Raw genomic sequence first — 16,278 nt, forward strand, 5'->3', positions numbered from 1 at the left:
GTCAGAAGTGGACCATGCCCATCCGGGATTGGAAGGCTGCGCTGACCCGCTTTACCATTCAGTTCGGAGACCGCATCTCCGTCAATTGAAGTCCGAACCGTTTACACAAAAATTCGGACACGCCCTCCAGGCCCAGCTGGCGCATCAAGCGTTGCACTGTGCAGCGGGCAATCGGCAAGCCCTCTCGGTGCATCTGCTTCCAGACTTTGACGACGCCATAAACCTGCCAATTGGCGTGCCACACCCGTTGAATATGACTGCAACGTTCTTCATCTGATTGGCGGCGCTTGCTGCGCAGCCACGGGCAGTTTCTTTGTTGAACCTTGCGCCTGTAGCCCGATGGGGCAATTTGCAGCAGCCTACAAATTGGCTCGACCCCATAGGCATCACGGTACTTGTCTACGAAGTCAATCAACTCTTGATGCGACGGTCCAGCTCCGCCTGTGCAAAAAAAGCGCTCGCAGCCTTGAGGATGTGATTGGCACGGCGCAGTTCCTTGTTCTCTCGCTCAAGTTGTTTGAGCCGCTCACGTTCATCCGTGGTCAACCCTGGCCGTTGGCCTGCATCTATTTCTTTGCGCTGCACCCACCCATGCAGGGTGCTGACCGAGCAACCTATCTTGGGGGCAATCGATTCACACGCACCCCACAGTGATGCGTAATCCGCTTGGCATTCCTGCACCAAACGTACGGCACGTTCACGTACCTCGGGGCTAAAACGAGCAGCTTTAGTGTTCATGACTCAATCCTCTCAGGAGTTGAGCCTCCACGGAAGCCGGTGTGATTCACAGTGAGGATTAGCTGACGATGTACTCGGGATGACTGCTATTGGCCGGAAGCACGTGATCGTCGTGGCTCCCCAAAGCTGTCAACCACTGGCAGGAGCAAACCAACCAGCGACTGCTTTCGGGGTCTTGAGCGAAATGGCGCTCTCGGCCAGAAGCCGACGCTCTATAAGGAGGACTTATGGCGAGCTATGGCATGCATGGAGGCTCGATAAAGGTACGCGCCTGGTAAGCTGTGCCACTTGATTCTTAGCTACAGTGCTCAGTCATGAACATCCTTCTATTTCTCGGCGGGCTTTTCTTGCTGGTCATGGGTGCCAGCTTGTTGGTGCGAGGCTCTTCCAAGCTGGCCCTGTCGTTTGGCATCAGTCCGCTGGTCGTGGGACTGACGATCGTTGCGCTCGGCACAAGCGCACCCGAGGTTGCAGTCAGCGTGGGGGCCGTGCTCGATGGGAAAACCGACATTGCCATTGGCAACGTGGTGGGCAGCAACATATTCAACGTTCTGTTCATCCTTGGCATCAGCGCGTTGATTGCACCGCTGGTGGTCAACATTCAGCTGATACGCCAGGAGGTACCGATCATGATCGGTGCATGTTTTCTCTTGCTCGCCTTGGGGTTGGACGGTCAACTTTCGTTTTTCGATGGCGGTTTTCTCTTCGTGCTGCTGGTGTCTTACACAGTGTTCCTGATCGTGCAGTCACGGCGCGAAACCCAGCTCGCCAAGGACGAATACGCGGGTGAGATCAAACCCTCTGCCCCCGGCGCCTGGGACGATCGGTTGCTGGTTCAGTTGCTGCTGATTGCCGCTGGCCTAGCTGCGTTAGTGTTCGGCTCCGAGTACCTAGTGCAAGCATCGGTGAGTTTCGCAAAGGCCATGGGTGTGAGCGACCTGATCATTGGGCTGACCATCGTTGCCGCTGGTACCAGCATGCCCGAGGTTGCCACCAGCATCGCCGCAGTCATCAAGGGCGAACGGGACATCGCAGTGGGCAATGTGGTGGGAAGCAATACCTTCAACATTCTGGGCTGCCTGGGTGTCTCGGGCCTAGTGTCGGGTGACCTGGGGTTGGACATGGCTCCATCGCTGCTGGCCTTTGACATCTGGGTCATGGTGGCAGTGTCGTTTGCCTGCCTCCCCGTGTTCATGACTGGTCGCGAGATCGCTCGCTGGGAAGGCGGGGTCTTTCTGGGCTACTACGTCGCATACGTGGCTTACTTGATCATGGCCGCGCAGCAGCACGATGCGCTGCCAGCATTCTCGGGCGTCATGCTCAGCTTCGTCGTACCGCTGACGGTCGTGACGCTGGTTGTTGTGTTGATCCGCCGCCCAGTAAAGAAAGGATAGAGCACTAAAACTTTGCCCTCTATCACTAGCTAATGACTGCTATGGGTCGATAACGCCACTTCCTATCCTGTGAGAGCGGACCTTGAGCCCTATCTTTGGGCTGCTTCCGCTCACAGTCCGCTACTCACCAGAAACCAGTCAGTGAAGGTTAGCTGACGATGTACTCGGGATGACTGCCATTTGGATGAAATTGGAAGTTCGGGCAACCAGCATGAACTGCCGCAATCGCTGCACAGCTGCCGTTGCCTTGTGCGAGCAGGTTCTTCACACCAGATGGACGGCGCATCAAAGCAGGCTTGGTATAGCCCGCTGTGTGGTTCTGCGTATGTACTTGACCAGCGTCACATCTGACTTGTGCCCCGTCTGCTCGCGTATCTGCCACGGCTGCAATCCTTGTTCGGCTGCACTGGTGCAGTAGCCAGCTCTCAAGCTGTGGCCGCTGATGTGCTTGGCATCTACGCCAGCTTGTGCTACGGCGGCTTTTGCGATGAGAGCTACAGACTGGGCTGACAGTCCTTGGCTGGCAATCTGGCCGTGGCGGTTTACTGCTCTAAAAACATAGCCTTCATGGATGCCAGCGACAGTCAGCCAATGAAGCAGGGCAGTGACAGGGCAGTGTGTGCCAGTCGCGCGTGGAATGAACACTGTGCGCCCGCGCCGCTCTTGATCTGTTTTGCTGATCGGTAGCTCAATCTCAATGCCGCTGGCTGAGGGATGCAGGTGCTCCATACGAATCTTCACCAGTTCAGAGCGCCGCATTGCAGAAGCAAAGCCCACCAGCAGCAAGGCCTGATCACGTGCTGCTTTGACCGGCATCTGGCGGTGCTCCATGAAAGCTAGTGCGGCTAGCAGGTCTTCCTTGATCAGTGGCTTCACTTGCCGCTGTTTGGTGCTCAGCGTGCGGCGTATGCCTTGCATGACTTGCTTGACGATCTCGCTACGGGCCGGGGAGGGATGCTTTTGCTGCAAGTGCGCTTTATGTATGGCTGTGACGCGGCGCGTCAACGTAGCAACCGCCAAGCCTGCATTCGCAAACTCTGCCAAGTATTTCGCTAATCGCTTGGGTGTACAGGGAATGCTGCCGCCATGTGTCAAGAAATGCCGCACATCAGACGCATAAGCACGTTTTGTGGAGCTGGATTGGCTGGCATCTATATATTCTTGAACAGTGTTGCAGTTAAATGTTTTGATTGATTTGTTTTTCCTTAGAGTTTTCTGCTTTGTTTTTTGAGGGCGCGATTTATCCTCTGCCAAAGCGGTTGAACGTTGTTTACTCATGAGAGTTGTCTTTCTATTTAATGGTAATTGCGATTTATCGCTACCTAGAATCAGATAGGCGATTGAAGGGCTTGGCGAGTACGTGCCGGCGCAGCAAGTTGTTGCACTCAGTGAGTGCCTTGCCGTTTGTAGAGGTGTGGCTGAGACACTGGATTGCAGTGCAGATGCACTGGCTTTTTTGTAATTTACACAGCGACTCGCATTTGGATTTATAACTTCGCGACATTTAGTTTTCGACAATGTTGCAAAATTAATAAAATACAGTATTTTTTTGGTCTTTTGTATATAATAACACCATGCATTAATTAATCAAATTTTCTGATGAATTTATGTATCAGTAAATATCGCTGATTTTTATTATGTGCACAGAGCATTATTCGATGAATCACTGCCTGATTCCCGAGTTGAATCACCCGAGCAATTTGGCATTTCGCCGCCACAACCGCATCGTGCTGCTGCAGCGCTTGTTGCCGGTTCTGGCCGACATGCTCAGTGCGGAGCAGCTGGTTGATGTGTCGAGTGAGCTGGAGATGCTGTACTGGCCAGCACTGGGACGTGCGCAAAGTCCGTGCTTCTTTGACGTGCCTGCGTTTCTTGGCTCCGTGACCCCGGATCAGCCGATGGAGCCTGCGGTGGTGTTCGAGCGCTTGATGGCGTTGCCGTGTCCACCGTTGCCGTTGGATGTGGCCCCGGTGGCTTGCAACTTGGAGCGTCTGGGCAAGCAGCTGGATTTGTCAGCCGTCGAGCAACTGCATCTGCTGTGCGCTTATCTGAATTACGGCGGTGGTGCGTGGCCGTATCTACAGTTGCCAGAGCGTTCGCAGCACGCTTTGCTGGCTGCATGGTGGGCCACCGATCTGGCTGCGGTCAATGCCACGTTGAATGGCCGGTTGGGCACACTGCGCTTGCTGGAGCTGCCAAGCTGGCAGGACTCTGATGGCACGCAATCGCTGTGCTGCACATTGGCGGCGCTGCTGCCCATGTCTGCGGATGTGGTGCGGATTGTGAGCCAACACCATGCGACCGATGCCGCGTTGCTAAATGCTCTGCAGCACCTGCCGTAGAACGCCTGCACTGGTGGTGTGAAGTCACTGCGAATTTGAATTCTTGATCTCTCCATGGACCGCTTTGACGGTCCTTTTTTTTATCCGTTTCCACGCATGCGGAGGACAGTGCTCGCCCATGTGGGACAGCGGTGTCGGTGGTTCGCGCGTGGAGTTCTTGCGTCTGACGTTCAACCAAGGAGTAATTCCATGTCAGCAAATTCTTCTCAACCCACAGCAGCTCGCCGCATGACGTTGATGAGCAATGCCCCGCGCTTTGCGCTGGGCCAGATGGTCGCAACACCAGGTGCTTTGGCGCTGCTGGAGCAAACCGGCTTTAGTGCGCTGGCATTGATCTCACGCCATGTGCATGGCGACTGGGGCGACTGCTGCGCCGAAGACAAAGCCACCAATGAGCTGTCGGTCCAACAGGGCATGCGTGTGATGAGTGTCTACCGGCTGGTGGACGCCGAAAGGCTCCAACAGACGCCACAAGACAAGCGTAGCAGCTTGCCCACGATCTGGATCATCACCGAAGCCAATCGCTGCGTGACCACGCTGCTCTTGCCGGAGGACTACTGATGGTGGCACGTGCATCTGGAACCACCTACGGTTTCCAGCGCGTGCATGCGGCATTGCAGACCGGCCATGTGCTGACCGTGCAGCAACAGCGCCAAGAGCCGGTGCGCTGCTTCATGCAGCAGTCCATGCTTGATGGCGCTTGCGGCACGCATGTGCTGGCCATGATCTTGGTGATCTTCGATCTGGCAAAGGCCTCCGCCATGCACGACATGAGCCAGCGCAAGCATGGAGTGGCGGCTGCGGTCTGGAAAGCCTTCGGCCCCAAGTACTTTGCTGGCATTTACGCCAATGAGTGGGCAGAGCTGGTCAACAGCTTGGCTTTGCCACTGAAGCTGACGGCCAAGTACGGAGCCGCAGAGCATGTAGATCGGCATGCATTGGACTGGCTGATGCGTGGTGAGTTGGTGGCGGTGGCTTTTGCATCGGTCAAACACCAACGTACCAGGCATTGGGCACTGGCAGTCGGCGTGGAAGGCATCGCAACTGGATCAAAGTATCAACCACAGCGCATCTTGTTGCTGGACCCTGGCGGTGGCGAACCGAGCTTCCAAGCGTTCAATGCACGGCTGCGGTTGCCGACCACGGGTCTTGGCAGTCGCCGCGCCAAACAACTGCATCTGCCGGCTGATGATGCCAAGCCATGGACAGTGTTCTGGCACTACGAGTCGGAGTCGTGGTCTGCGGAGTTGGTGCGGCTGCTGGCAGTGGTGCGCGTGCGCAAGCTGCAGTGACTCGCCTATGCCTTGGAGCGTTTGGTGCGGTGATCGGCACCAACGGCTTTGGACGGCGCTGGATTTTTTTCGGCATGCGCCTGGTTGCGGCGGCGCAGTTCACCGCCTTGCGATGCAGGTGGCAGCGTGGCTGTCACGCCATCAAAGAGCTCTGCCAGCGTGATCCCTAAGCAATGGCACAGCGTGGCAAGTGTGAGCAGCGATGGATTGATGTGGCCGTTCTCCAGCTTGGAGATGCGCGAGCGCTCCACCTCGGCGTCATGCGCCAGTTGTTCTTGCGACTTTTGCGCCAGCTCGCGGTAGCTGCGCAGCTTGGCCCCCAGTGCCTGTGTGACGGCATTGGGCAGCTTCACCACTGGCGTGGCGCTCAGCTGCGACGGGGCGGACTCCTTGACTCTCATGTCCGCAGAGGGTCTGCCAATGTGCTTTTTGAGCCAACGTCTTATACGACACAATGCTTTAAGATTTGAGTCGTATAAAACACATAAAACAGGAGAGAGAAGTAATGAGAAAAACTCTAATGAGTGGCGCATGCGCGGCTGCAGCCGTGCTTGCTGGATGTGGCAGCAAGACGCCAACTTGTGCGGATGCGGAGACAGTCAGCTTGGTCAAACAGATATACCAGCAGCAGTTTGACAAGCAGCACAAGGACATGAGCGAGGAGCGCCAAAAGCGCGTCCAGTTCACGGTCAAGGACACCGCTGTTACCCTTGAGAACATCACCACCGACGCCAGCAATCCCGACACTGGAAAAGCTATGTGCTCGGCACAGCTGACAACCGTCATGCCGGAAGATGCTGTGAAAGCCGAGCCGCAGATGGAGCAATACATGCGGGCCATCTACGAACGGCAAGGTGCTGTATTGGATGGCACCAAGCTTCGTGGCCAAGTGACATACACCGTGCAGCGCACCGAAGACACCGGGGTATTGCAAGTGGCACTTAACGGCTTCATGCCTTTCATGGGCTACTTCCATGACATAGCCATGGATCGCTATGACCGTATGCTGCGCGCACAAGCAGCAGCAAAGAAGTCAGTCGAGGCTCAAATGTCTGCCGCACCATCTGCCAGCATGACTGAGATGGAAGCCGAGACCGAAGGAGCACCTTCGGAGCCTGCACCGTCAGCTGCACCACCACAGCAGCCACAAGCGACGATCAACGAGCAAATCCAAGCCGCGCAGCCTGTACCTGGCCAGACAGCTGCAGTGCCCACGCTGTGTTCAGCCGACGAGACCCCGGTGTTTGCCTGCTCGACCGGCAAAAAGCGTGCATCGCTGTGCATGGCCAGCAGCGGTAGTCAGCTGACGTACCGACTGGCCCCGCTGGACGCAGCGCCAGAGATGGTCTACCCGGCGAATGCTGCGACTGCAAGCACCGCGTTCAAACAGGGCACGCACACTGGCTCCACTGCGCAGGCACTGCCTTATGTATCGTTTGACAAGGGCAACTACCGCTATGTCGTGTATGGCCGGACAACCACGGAGCAAGGCATCTTGGTAGCGCAAAGTGGCAAGCGCATTGCAGACCTGCACTGCCAAGGGGAGCGACTGTCTGAGCTGGGCATGTCGAAGATGCAAAGTTTGAGTCTGAATCAAGACACGCGACCGTTGCAGCTCCCATAAATCCGCAGCAGTGGCATTCAAGCCTCAATCATGCCCGTTTGTGCCGTGCCGACTTGCTCAGCCAGTGCTGCCAAGGGCATGATTTCAGAAAAATAGAGAAAGAGAGGGAGACATGATCTCCAAGCCTATTGCTCCAGCCTTCAAGCACCTCTGGCGAAGCTTCTGTGCAGGTGCGGCTTTAATGGCCGCGACATTTGCAGTACATGCCCAGGGCTCCACATTCAAGCTTCCGACTCGCGAAGGGGTGAGCACCACGGTGTTTTGGGAAGCGACTCCGGATGCCAAAGCCACGGTGCTGCTGTTTCCCGGTGGTGGCGGTGGCTATGGGAGGGTGGAAAACGGCAAAGCCACTAGCAGCAATTTTTTGGTGCGCTCAGCGCCGTACTTCACAGCCAACGGCTTCAATGTGGCAATCCTTGGCCGCCCCAACGGCAAGGAGCTGGACTTTGCGGACAGAGTCACGGCCGAGCACATGACGGACCTCGCCAAAGTGCTGGAGTTCGTGAAGCAAAAAAGCGACCGTCCTGTCTGGCTCGTTGGCACCAGCCGGGGCACGGTGTCAGCGACGGCCATGGCGATCAAGGTGCCCGATCCGGCCATCGCCGGCCTGGTGCTGACCTCCAGCATCGTGCGCTATGCCACCCCTGGTGCTGTGCCGCTCCAGGACCTGAAAGCCATCCAAATGCCGGTGCTGGTCTACCACCATGCCAAGGATGCCTGCAGGCACTGCCAGCCGGTGGAAACGTCCTGGATTCTCAAGGGGCTGAGCAATGCGCCCGTCAAGAAACTGATGATGGTGGATGGCGGCTCCGACCCCACTGGCGATGAATGCGATGCGCAGCACTGGCATGGCTTTATCGGCATGGAGCGTGAAGCGGTGGATCAGATCGCAGGCTGGATCAGAAATCCAGTGAACTAAGCCAACAAGGCTGTCCACGTCACTCGTCTTCGCTGGCTCAGCGGATGTGCCGGTGGGCAAGCCTCTATCCAAAAGCAAAGATAACAAGAGAGCAACATGAACACAAAGCGTTGTATGCACACGCTGACGGCCACTGCAATCGCCGTGCTGTCGGCCTTCTCGGTGCAGTTCGGTTATGCACAGAACAACCCTGTGGCCGGTAACGGCGGAGCTTCCGCACCAGACGATTGGCTACTGACGCCCAAAGGGCCAAAGTGGTGGTATCAAACCATCCCGAGTCCGCAGCCTAAAGCGTTGAACGTCAGATCAGCCAAAGCGGCTGAGCAAACCGTCATCAATGAAGCCCGCACGCTGATGGCCAATCGTCCGGCCAAGGCTTTTGCATTGCTTGATGGTGACAACGTGCTGCACACCGAATTCAAAGCGCCCGCCGATGCCAATTCATTGTTTTTTGGCTTCTCGATGGGGAAGACGGTCACAGCCATGGCAGTTGGTCGAGCCATTTGCGCTGGCAAGCTCAGTCTGCAAACCAAAGCCAGTGAGTTGATACCGAAATTACAGGGCAAGGCTCTTGGCGAAGCGACAGTCCATGATCTGTTGCGCATGTCGTCCGGCACGGCCCAGATCAATGCGGACAGCACCATTTGGAACAAGGAGCAGGTTCAAGACTGGAGAGTCGGTCTGCTGAACCTGGAGGACCTGGTTTCGTCAGACCCAGTGACGCAAGCTGCCCGTGGTGTGTTCTCGACATACAAACCAGGCGAAGTCTTTGCATACAAGTCCACCGACCCCCTGACGCTGGGTATCATGGTCAGCCGCGCTACGAACACGCCTTGGAACCAGTGGATTCAGGAGCAAGTCCTCAATCCTATGGGGGCAGCGCATGCTGGTCTCTACGTCCAAGATCGGGCGCAGAACGGTCTTGCAGATTCCGGCATGCGCTTGCGCCTTGAAGACTGGATGCGCTTTGCGGTGTGGGTCAAAGAATCATCCAAGCAGCAAGACTGCTTTGGTGACTTCGTGCGCACAGCCATGAGCAAGCAAATCGCCAATGGCACAACACCGGCCACGCGCAAGAACGGCAAGCTGTTTGCCAGCTACGGCTACCTCACTTGGACCGACAACGACATTGCGCCGAACACGGCATGGGCTGTCGGTTGGGGTGGTCAGCGTATCGGTTGGAACAAGGGTAACGATCGCATGGTGCTGGTTTTTTCCAACGAGGAAGCTTGGCTGGGCGATGCTTATGTACTGGCTAAGAACTGGGGGCAGTTGCAATAAACAATCGTTGCTCTTAGTTGCCGACGCTGCTCATCCTTGACCAGCATTCCGCTCTCACTTGGCTAGTTTGCTTGAGTGGACCGCCGACAGCAGACGAGCCAGTGCCGTTGTTCATCCTCTGGCTGTTGAAGTCTAGTTTGCAGCGGTTGCAGTCTGTCGAAACCTGGTATCGAACGGCGGCGTTGCTTCGTATAGCCGCCGCGCCGGTCCAGTCTTGGAACCTTAAAGTCGATTCTGATTGCAAATGGTTACATCCATGGCAAAGTAGCGACTCCATCAAATGCAGCCCAACCTAAAGCTAGGAAAAAGCATGCGCCTGCGCCGGTTTGAAATCCACAATTTCAAGTGCATAGAGCACGTGACCCTGGAATGGGAAGACCTGCTTGTCCTCATCGGGGAAAACAATGCGGGCAAATCTTCCGTGCTGTCCGCTATTGCCGTGTTCCTCAGTGGCAGTTCTATCAAGGACTCGTCGCTTTTTCGCAGGCACCAGACCGATGACGGAAACGCCATAGAGCTGATCGGGCACTTCGACTGCCTCACGGACGACGAGAAAGCCCAGGTCGCTGTTCGTGGTCGCATGGACGGCGACCGGTGGGTGCTTAAGAAGCGCTACTGGTTCGAACCAGGTGAGGACGGCGAGGCGGGCGGTTGGAAGGAACAGCTGTTCTCCTTCTCTGGCCTTGAGCAGTTCGTAGGCTGGCCTGACCCAGACACAACCTGGGCTGCGTTCCCGGCAGACTATCAGCCGATTATTGACGCGCTGCCCAATAAGGGCGCGCGCCCCAACGTCGGCTCAAGGGAGTCGCTCAAGGCTGTCGTGCGCGAGCAGCGCCCCGATTTGGTCGCGCTTGGTGAGGCTGCCTGGCTCCCCAACCCCGGTGGTGGCGGCAACTGGAAGAGCAACGCAAACTCCATCCTGCCTCGTCCCATTTTCGTGAGGGCAGTCCAGGAGGCAAGCGACGAGACCAATGCGAAGGACGCATCGACGTACGGCAAATTGGTCAACCTCATCGTTGAGCGCAGCTTGGCACGGCGTCCCGAAATGGCAGCGCTCCAAGCCGCCCTGGATGACGTTTTGGCGCTTTTCCGTCCTGACCCCGCCAACCCGCAGCGGCAGGCTCAAGAAGTTCGAGACCTGCAGGACCGCATTAATCAGAGCCTGAACGAGGTCGTCGGAGGCCAAGCGCTGATTCGTACTGAGGCACCGGAGCTGCGGACTATGGTTCTGCCGTCGACCTCGCTCGTCATCCGCGATGCCCAGGCAGGCATCGACACAGAAGTTGGCCATCAGGGCCATGGTCTGCAACGCACGCTGGTCATCACGCTACTCCAGCTTCTCGCTGACGCGCAAGCTCAAGGTTCTCAAGCCGCCGGCGCCGGTCTTCAGCGCGGCACCATCCTGCTGATCGAGGAGCCCGAGCTCTATCTACATCCCCAGATGGAGCGCTTGATGCGGGACGTGCTGCACCGGCTTGCTGCGCAGCCCAATACGCAGGTTGCCTGCTGTACGCACTCGCCGGTCTTCCTAGACATCGCAAACAGGTACCGTGCCATCGTACGGATGTTCAAGACAGCGCAAGGCGATGCTGCCTGCTATCAGGTCACTAAGGACTTGTTTCCCGGGATGGCCCATCAAATAGACAAGCAGCGCCTGCAAACGGTGGCGAGATTTCACCCAACCGTTAACGAACTCTTCTTCGCCAAGAGTGTCGTGCTGCTTGAGGAGGGCAGCGCGATTGCGGCCTTCGAGCGGGGCGCTGACCTGATGGGCCTTTTCCAAAGGCACGTCCGTCTGCGTCGGGAGGTTGCGTTGGTTGACTGCAATGGCAAGAAGAACATTCCGGCCTTCCAGCGCGTGCTAAACGCATTCAGCATTCCCTACCGCGTGGTGCACGACGGAGACACCAACAACCCGCAGGCCTTTGCGGACAACACTCCGATTGCTGCAGCACTTCCTGCGGGGGGGGCCCACCTGATCCACCAAGTGCTGCCCGACGATCTTGAAGGACTGCTGGGCTATACGGCCGCCAAGGGAAGCAGCAAGCCCTACGTCGCTGTTTGTACCGTGGAAAATCTGCACGCTCAGGCGCAGTTGCCTGCAGCTTTCCAACAAGCCGTGTGCATGACTTACTTTGGCCAGCTCGCTGAACCGCAGCCTGTGCCCTGAAGGCCCTTGAGCGAGTCACTCGCCTCAAGAGTATCTGCGCGTGTCCAGGACCAACCGCGCGGTCCAGCATGCATGCTGGACCGCGATGTCATTCGTCGACGTCGCTGAAGATTGAGCGACCACCCTGCTGTTCGCGTTGCGCGGCCGCCCGGGGGACGCTGCTGAAGAAACTGGTTTCCTCTTCGTCGTCGGACTTCTTGGCCTCAACGTCTTTCTTAGCCTGATCTAGGTTGGCGGTCAGCTTGTCGTGCTTCTCTTGGAAGACTGAATTCGCTTCCACCAGGTATCGGATGCTGTCGAGGAAGTCAGCAACCTCCTCGAATTGGCTGTCGATGTCACCGTCTGGGTCCGCCTCCTCCCGACAGGTGGAAATCTTCTCCTGAACTTCCGAGTCCAGTTTGGCCAGCAGGCCGGCGGTCAACTGCATCAGCTCTGAGGGGCGAAACACTGCCAGGATGCTGTCATCCTGGACAAATGAAGCGTCGAAAGAACTGAGGGCGCCTTCTTCGAGCATGGATGTCGTCGCTAAGCGAACTTCATCATCGAGTAGCCCCATTTCATGAGCTGTGGCACGAAGACGAACTACTTGCCGCCAGCGGAGACGGCGCCAAGACAAGCGCTCGCCCTGGCGGCCAAGAAGCTCGGGAGCCCGCCGCAAGACCTTCTGCACCAAATCCCTGGGGAGTCGGCGGTTCAGGAACTCGAACAGCTGTTCGTTCGCGCCTTCCTCATCAGGCGTTTCTAGCAGTCGTACGACGAGCGCATCACTGCTGCTGAGTGGAACCACGACGGCATCGCGAACCGGAGCCGCGCCTTCACAAACCACCTCTGTCAGAAGGGTGTCGAGCCCGGCACCCCGGACATAGACGTCGATCAGGTCCGGGCGCTTACTCAGAATCGCACTGATGGCATCGGCAAATGTCGGGTGCCAGAACGCCCAGTATTCCTTGTCACCGTCACTTCGACGGACGACGAAGGAGCCTGCAAGTTGCATCAATGCCTGAGCCATGTTGGCTTTCGTCACGCCGTAGCTCGTTGCCACCAATGCCGCTTCGGCGTCGGGGAACAGGTGAACCGGCAGTCGGGACCGCGTGAGGAACACCAACGTAAGCGCAGCTTGTTGCTCTGGCGTCAATTCCTTGAACGTCTGAACCAGGAACTCCTGTGGTTGAGCGATGAAACGCAGCAGGTCGTCAGGAAGCTTGGTGACGTTCCCGGTGTAATCCTTGTCTCCTAAGCGCCGCGCGAGCTCAGGCAGCAAACTGCTCTCTTTCGACAATTGAGACAAGTGATCCTTGATCTTCGCTTTCCAGACTGGGGGTTGAGTGCCTGCCTTCAAGTGGTTGTAGAGAATCTGTTCACGCTCCGATTGCGTTAAACCACCGACATTAACCACTGCCGTTCCTGATTCCAGAAGAGGATGGTTCCTAGAGCCCAGGCGCGGCGCGGCATCGTTCCAGATGTGAGTGCGGGACGTGAGGATGAAGTGACAGCCATGGTCAAGTGCCGTCTTGAGCTTCGGCATGAACTCGATCCAGGCATTCACATAATCCGGCATCAGCAGGTTCGCGCCAAAAGCATCATCGATCCAAAACAGCCGCTTGTTGTCGTTAGGATTCCAGTGCTGCTTCAGTTCTATAGGCCCGTCGCACTTGAATACCTGCACGTCGTTCTTGTCGACGGCCATCATGGCAAGGATGGCTGCCAACGTGGACTTTCCTGTTGCCGGAGCTCCAAGAAGTAGTACCAGCTTGTGCTGCGCCAGGATGTCAACTGCATTTCGGTGCGGAGCTGTCGGCACGTACACGTTGAGGGCCTTGCGATGCTCACCCAATAGTGCGAGGGTCTGGGCGGCGCATCGCTCGTCTAGGATGGTTGAGAGATCACCCAGCCCATAGACGCGAGGAACCAGTGCTCGGAGGCGAGGGCTTGCCTTGATCTTGCAAAGCAACCATTCCTTTCCGACGACATGGGGTTCTACAACCCCCTGCGCCAATAGTCGCTCGCGGACTTCTCGCGCGACATCCGCATCCACGCCCATACTGGTGACAAAGTAGTAGACCCTTGCCATTTGCTTGGCAACGAGCTGTTCAACATGCTCAATTTCGCCAGTGATGTCGGACGGCCGCAGGCGTTGGTCGGGCTTGCTGGAGAACTTGCACTGCACTGTGCCCACTGCGGTGAGCCCATCAGGACTTTTCGTAAGGAACACAGCATCCTGCCCACCGTCTTGCGCTTCGCGATAGACCGAGACCGTAGTCTGAAGCTCTTCCTCCATGACCTGTGCACACAAGTCCTGGAAGGCCTTCCAGCCAAGCGTATGCAGAGCGAAATCGGCGTGGTATGCCTGCGTTTCAATGGTGGTCATCTGCGCGGTGTATTTCATTGGCGACTCGCAGATTTTCGTCAGCGCGCAGACGAATTCGGGGGCCAACAGGACTACGAGCTGCGCTCATATGTGCCTGCCAAGCTAAAAGATGCAGCATGGATCCTCGTGCCAGGTAGATTCAGCCGATTCTTCTAACGAACTCGGCGGCCTCGCGCGTTGCAGAGAACTTTCTGGAGCCCTTGCTGGCGAGCTCAACGCGTAACAGCCCAGCGACGACTAGGGAATCAAGATCCTCGTTCATGAACTGCGGCTCATCGTACCGAATCTCGCCGGAAGCAGGACCACCGATGAACAGGAACTCGGGGGGCTGGCCAGTGCTGAGTTTGTGCTCCAGCGCATATTGCGCGCGGGATTCAACAATCTGCCGCAGGATTGATCGGGCCTGCCTTGAGAGTTTGGGCGTGGCATCAAGCACGTCTACAAGCCCCCCAAACCCTTCGATGCTGCTGGCAATCGAAGCGATCTGGTCCTGCAGCGCGTTGAGCCTCGAAACCAGATCTTGGTGGTTGACTGATAGCAGTTTGGCCAACTCGTCGGAGAGCGCCTTATTCCGGACTATGGTCTCCGCAAGGCCAGTGTGATGGCTCTCACGCAACCATTCGATAAATGCGTCCAAGCTCGCAGATGAGCGCTCTGCCTTGAAATTGGACAGCAAGCCAACAACCGTAGCTAACGTACCGGCAAGGGTAAGCGGCTCCAAAATGCATCTCCTTTAAGGCGGCTGAATAGCTCGGAAGCGAAAGCTTAGCAGTCGTTCGGAACTCTAGGTTGAACAGCTGCTTCCAGCCTAGAACCGCCGCTCATAGTGCGGCGCTTGAGTACCGCTTCTGGCCGAGAGCACCATTTCGGTCAAGTCCCCGAAAGCAGTCCATGGTTGGTTTGCTGCGGCCAGTGATTGACAGCTTTGGTGAATTACGACGATCGCGTGCTTCCGGCCAGAAGCAGTCCTTGCAGGCTTTCCCACAGTCGGCTGAGTCAGGCTGGTTGCCTGACGCCGCTGTCGCTCCAGTCAGGGAGTCGCGATTAGCAGGACCTGCCACTGCCGTAGCCGAGAGACTGTGGCAAGTCTTCCTATGAAATGCCGGTGTGCAGCACAAACAAGATGCGATTGAGTGCGGTTTTATTGCTCACGCCGAGCTTGCGTGAGCCGCCTTTGGCGGAAGGAGTGAAGGGCGAAATCAGGGGCTGCAGTTGTCGCCACAGCTCTTTGCCAACGGTTTGTTTGCCATGAGGGAGCGATGCATAAATGCTTCGCATCGGTCTCAAAGGAAAGTGGTGTTAGGTTCTGAAAACATCGCTTTTGCGGCTAACACCATGCGATGGTCAATAAATTTTAATTTTTTATTCTTTTTTGAGGCCGATTTCCTGGACAAATGGACAAGCCAACTTTGAGAATCATGGGCACAGAAAGAGTCCTTTGATGGCCGCATATTATTTTTCCACTCAGCCATCCGAAACTATTGCCGTGCTACTGGCCAGTCCCCGCGCGCAAGCCGCCATGGCAGTGCGTGGTATACAGCTTGCTGCCCAGCAAGCACCTGCCGTTTTCCTGCGCCCTTGCGTCCGCGATGGCGTTGTGGTCTGCGAAAGCATACAAACGCCGCGCACGGCTTACGACCTCCCTGCTCTGGCCCAGCTAACCACCAATTGGCTGCTGTTGACCGACCAACACACCGAGGTGCCGCTGTCTGGGCAAGCGGTAAAAACGGTGCACATCGATGGGATTGCCGATGCCGATATCGCGCAATTTATCGATTTTTTGCTGCGCCACTACAACTTTGACGTGCAGTCCGTGCTGACCGAAGCCGATCTGGACGACTTCTTTGCGCAGTCGCGCATACGCTACGGCTCTGCCGCGATTCGCTGCGACAGCCCTGAGCAGTTCCAGGCCGATATCGACCAGGCTTTTGCAACCATGGCCCCGCTGTTGCGGACGGCAACGAAATATGCCCATATCGTTTTGGAAGGCGAAAAAGCAAAGTTACGACTTTCCATGGGTAGGTGTCGGGTCCCGGACGATTGGCTGCTTAAAAACAAGCGTCCGTTGCTGCATGGCCGAGAGGTACTGCAAGCAGTTCTGGCAACATGGCAATCCCGTGCCAAGGAGTTGCCATGCTGATCAGCCTTCA

General features: G+C 56.8%; 13 protein-coding genes, 2 pseudogenes and 1 other annotated feature. Of the genes and pseudogenes, 9 read left to right on the forward strand and 6 right to left on the reverse strand.

The window, feature by feature from the left end; genetic code table 11:
- Positions 1-118: 118 nt before the first annotated feature.
- Positions 119-738, reverse strand: a pseudogene (locus tag FSY45_RS28435) (IS3 family transposase); the annotation flags it as partial.
- Positions 341-457, reverse strand: a sequence feature (AL1L pseudoknot). Its footprint overlaps the pseudogene before it by 117 nt.
- 314 nt (positions 739-1,052) lie before the next feature.
- Between FSY45_RS28435 and FSY45_RS26825 the strand changes: the two are divergent.
- A complete protein-coding gene (locus FSY45_RS26825) occupies positions 1,053-2,132 on the forward strand; it encodes a calcium/sodium antiporter (RefSeq protein WP_003074489.1) in 1,080 nt (359 codons plus the stop codon).
- A gap of 285 nt (positions 2,133-2,417) precedes the next feature.
- Here the strand turns inward: FSY45_RS26825 and FSY45_RS26830 are convergent, their stop codons facing one another.
- The gene (locus tag FSY45_RS26830; protein WP_042438374.1) at positions 2,418-3,410 is read right to left on the reverse strand and encodes a site-specific integrase; all 993 of its coding nucleotides are present in this window, start codon (positions 3,408-3,410) and stop codon (positions 2,418-2,420) included.
- Positions 3,411-3,790: 380 nt separating this feature from the next.
- Here FSY45_RS26830 and FSY45_RS26835 point away from each other — a divergent pair, with 380 nt between their 5' ends.
- From FSY45_RS26835 to FSY45_RS26845, 3 genes are all read left to right on the forward strand, one after another.
- The gene (locus FSY45_RS26835) at positions 3,791-4,474 is read left to right on the forward strand and encodes a hypothetical protein (protein WP_003074485.1); all 684 of its coding nucleotides are present in this window, start codon (positions 3,791-3,793) and stop codon (positions 4,472-4,474) included.
- Positions 4,475-4,663: 189 nt separating this feature from the next.
- On the forward strand, positions 4,664-5,035 hold the full coding sequence (locus tag FSY45_RS26840; RefSeq protein WP_236597835.1) for a type I restriction endonuclease subunit M: 372 nt from the start codon (positions 4,664-4,666) through the stop codon (positions 5,033-5,035).
- Positions 5,035-5,766, forward strand: a complete 732-nt coding sequence (locus FSY45_RS26845) for a hypothetical protein (protein ID WP_003074480.1) — start codon at positions 5,035-5,037, stop codon at positions 5,764-5,766. The genes FSY45_RS26840 and FSY45_RS26845 overlap by 1 nt, the downstream gene beginning before the upstream one ends.
- A gap of 5 nt (positions 5,767-5,771) precedes the next feature.
- On the opposite strand, the gene FSY45_RS26850 is transcribed toward FSY45_RS26845, so the two are convergent.
- Positions 5,772-6,167: a helix-turn-helix domain-containing protein gene (locus FSY45_RS26850; RefSeq protein ID WP_003074478.1), complete on the reverse strand. Its 396-nt coding sequence runs from the start codon at positions 6,165-6,167 to the stop codon at positions 5,772-5,774.
- Positions 6,168-6,232: 65 nt separating this feature from the next.
- Here FSY45_RS26850 and FSY45_RS26855 point away from each other — a divergent pair, with 65 nt between their 5' ends.
- The 4 genes from FSY45_RS26855 to FSY45_RS26870 all read left to right on the forward strand — a co-directional run bounded on the left by FSY45_RS26855 (position 6,233) and on the right by FSY45_RS26870 (position 11,760).
- On the forward strand, positions 6,233-7,390 hold the full coding sequence (locus tag FSY45_RS26855) for a hypothetical protein (RefSeq protein WP_255443457.1): 1,158 nt from the start codon (positions 6,233-6,235) through the stop codon (positions 7,388-7,390).
- A 181-nt stretch (positions 7,391-7,571) separates the two neighbouring features.
- On the forward strand, positions 7,572-8,309 hold the full coding sequence (locus tag FSY45_RS26860; RefSeq protein WP_034348352.1) for an alpha/beta hydrolase: 738 nt from the start codon (positions 7,572-7,574) through the stop codon (positions 8,307-8,309).
- Positions 8,310-8,405: 96 nt separating this feature from the next.
- A complete protein-coding gene (locus tag FSY45_RS26865) occupies positions 8,406-9,590 on the forward strand; it encodes a serine hydrolase (protein ID WP_236024180.1) in 1,185 nt (394 codons plus the stop codon).
- A 310-nt stretch (positions 9,591-9,900) separates the two neighbouring features.
- Positions 9,901-11,760, forward strand: coding sequence for an ATP-dependent endonuclease (locus FSY45_RS26870; RefSeq protein ID WP_003074470.1), 1,860 nt, complete (start codon positions 9,901-9,903; stop codon positions 11,758-11,760).
- An 88-nt stretch (positions 11,761-11,848) separates the two neighbouring features.
- On the opposite strand, the gene FSY45_RS26875 is transcribed toward FSY45_RS26870, so the two are convergent.
- The 3 genes and pseudogenes from FSY45_RS26875 to FSY45_RS28440 all read right to left on the reverse strand — a co-directional run.
- The gene (locus tag FSY45_RS26875; protein ID WP_115597211.1) at positions 11,849-14,146 is read right to left on the reverse strand and encodes a restriction endonuclease; all 2,298 of its coding nucleotides are present in this window, start codon (positions 14,144-14,146) and stop codon (positions 11,849-11,851) included.
- A 121-nt stretch (positions 14,147-14,267) separates the two neighbouring features.
- Positions 14,268-14,849 (reverse strand): hypothetical protein, encoded by a 582-nt coding sequence (locus tag FSY45_RS26880; protein ID WP_003074466.1) that lies wholly within the window; start codon positions 14,847-14,849, stop codon positions 14,268-14,270.
- Positions 14,850-15,175: 326 nt separating this feature from the next.
- A pseudogene (locus tag FSY45_RS28440) lies at positions 15,176-15,406 on the reverse strand (transposase); the annotation flags it as partial.
- 163 nt (positions 15,407-15,569) lie between these two features.
- Here FSY45_RS28440 and FSY45_RS26890 point away from each other — a divergent pair.
- Entirely contained in the window at positions 15,570-16,268 is a 699-nt protein-coding gene (locus FSY45_RS26890; protein WP_148748556.1) for a hypothetical protein, read from the forward strand.
- Positions 16,269-16,278: the final 10 nt, after the last annotated feature.

The sequence above is a fragment of the Comamonas sp. Z1 genome (assembly GCF_008121555.1).
Classification (GTDB): Bacteria; Pseudomonadota; Gammaproteobacteria; order Burkholderiales; family Burkholderiaceae_C; genus Comamonas; species Comamonas thiooxydans.

Excerpts from the sequence above, each read along its gene's own strand:
- FSY45_RS26825 (WP_003074489.1), top strand. The coding sequence starts at position 1,053 with ATGAACATCCTTCTATTTCTCGGCGGGCTTTTCTTGCTGGTCATGGGT.
- FSY45_RS26865 (WP_236024180.1), top strand. The coding sequence starts at position 8,406 with ATGAACACAAAGCGTTGTATGCACACGCTGACGGCCACTGCAATCGCC.
- FSY45_RS26840 (WP_236597835.1), top strand. The coding sequence starts at position 4,664 with ATGTCAGCAAATTCTTCTCAACCCACAGCAGCTCGCCGCATGACGTTG.
- FSY45_RS26835 (WP_003074485.1), top strand. The coding sequence starts at position 3,791 with ATGAATCACTGCCTGATTCCCGAGTTGAATCACCCGAGCAATTTGGCA.
- FSY45_RS26845 (WP_003074480.1), top strand. The coding sequence starts at position 5,035 with ATGGTGGCACGTGCATCTGGAACCACCTACGGTTTCCAGCGCGTGCAT.
- FSY45_RS26870 (WP_003074470.1), top strand. The coding sequence starts at position 9,901 with ATGCGCCTGCGCCGGTTTGAAATCCACAATTTCAAGTGCATAGAGCAC.
- FSY45_RS26860 (WP_034348352.1), top strand. The coding sequence starts at position 7,572 with ATGGCCGCGACATTTGCAGTACATGCCCAGGGCTCCACATTCAAGCTT.
- FSY45_RS26875 (WP_115597211.1), bottom strand. The coding sequence starts at position 14,146 with ATGAAATACACCGCGCAGATGACCACCATTGAAACGCAGGCATACCAC.
- FSY45_RS26890 (WP_148748556.1), top strand. The coding sequence starts at position 15,570 with ATGGCCGCATATTATTTTTCCACTCAGCCATCCGAAACTATTGCCGTG.
- FSY45_RS26830 (WP_042438374.1), bottom strand. The coding sequence starts at position 3,410 with ATGAGTAAACAACGTTCAACCGCTTTGGCAGAGGATAAATCGCGCCCT.
- FSY45_RS26850 (WP_003074478.1), bottom strand. The coding sequence starts at position 6,167 with ATGAGAGTCAAGGAGTCCGCCCCGTCGCAGCTGAGCGCCACGCCAGTG.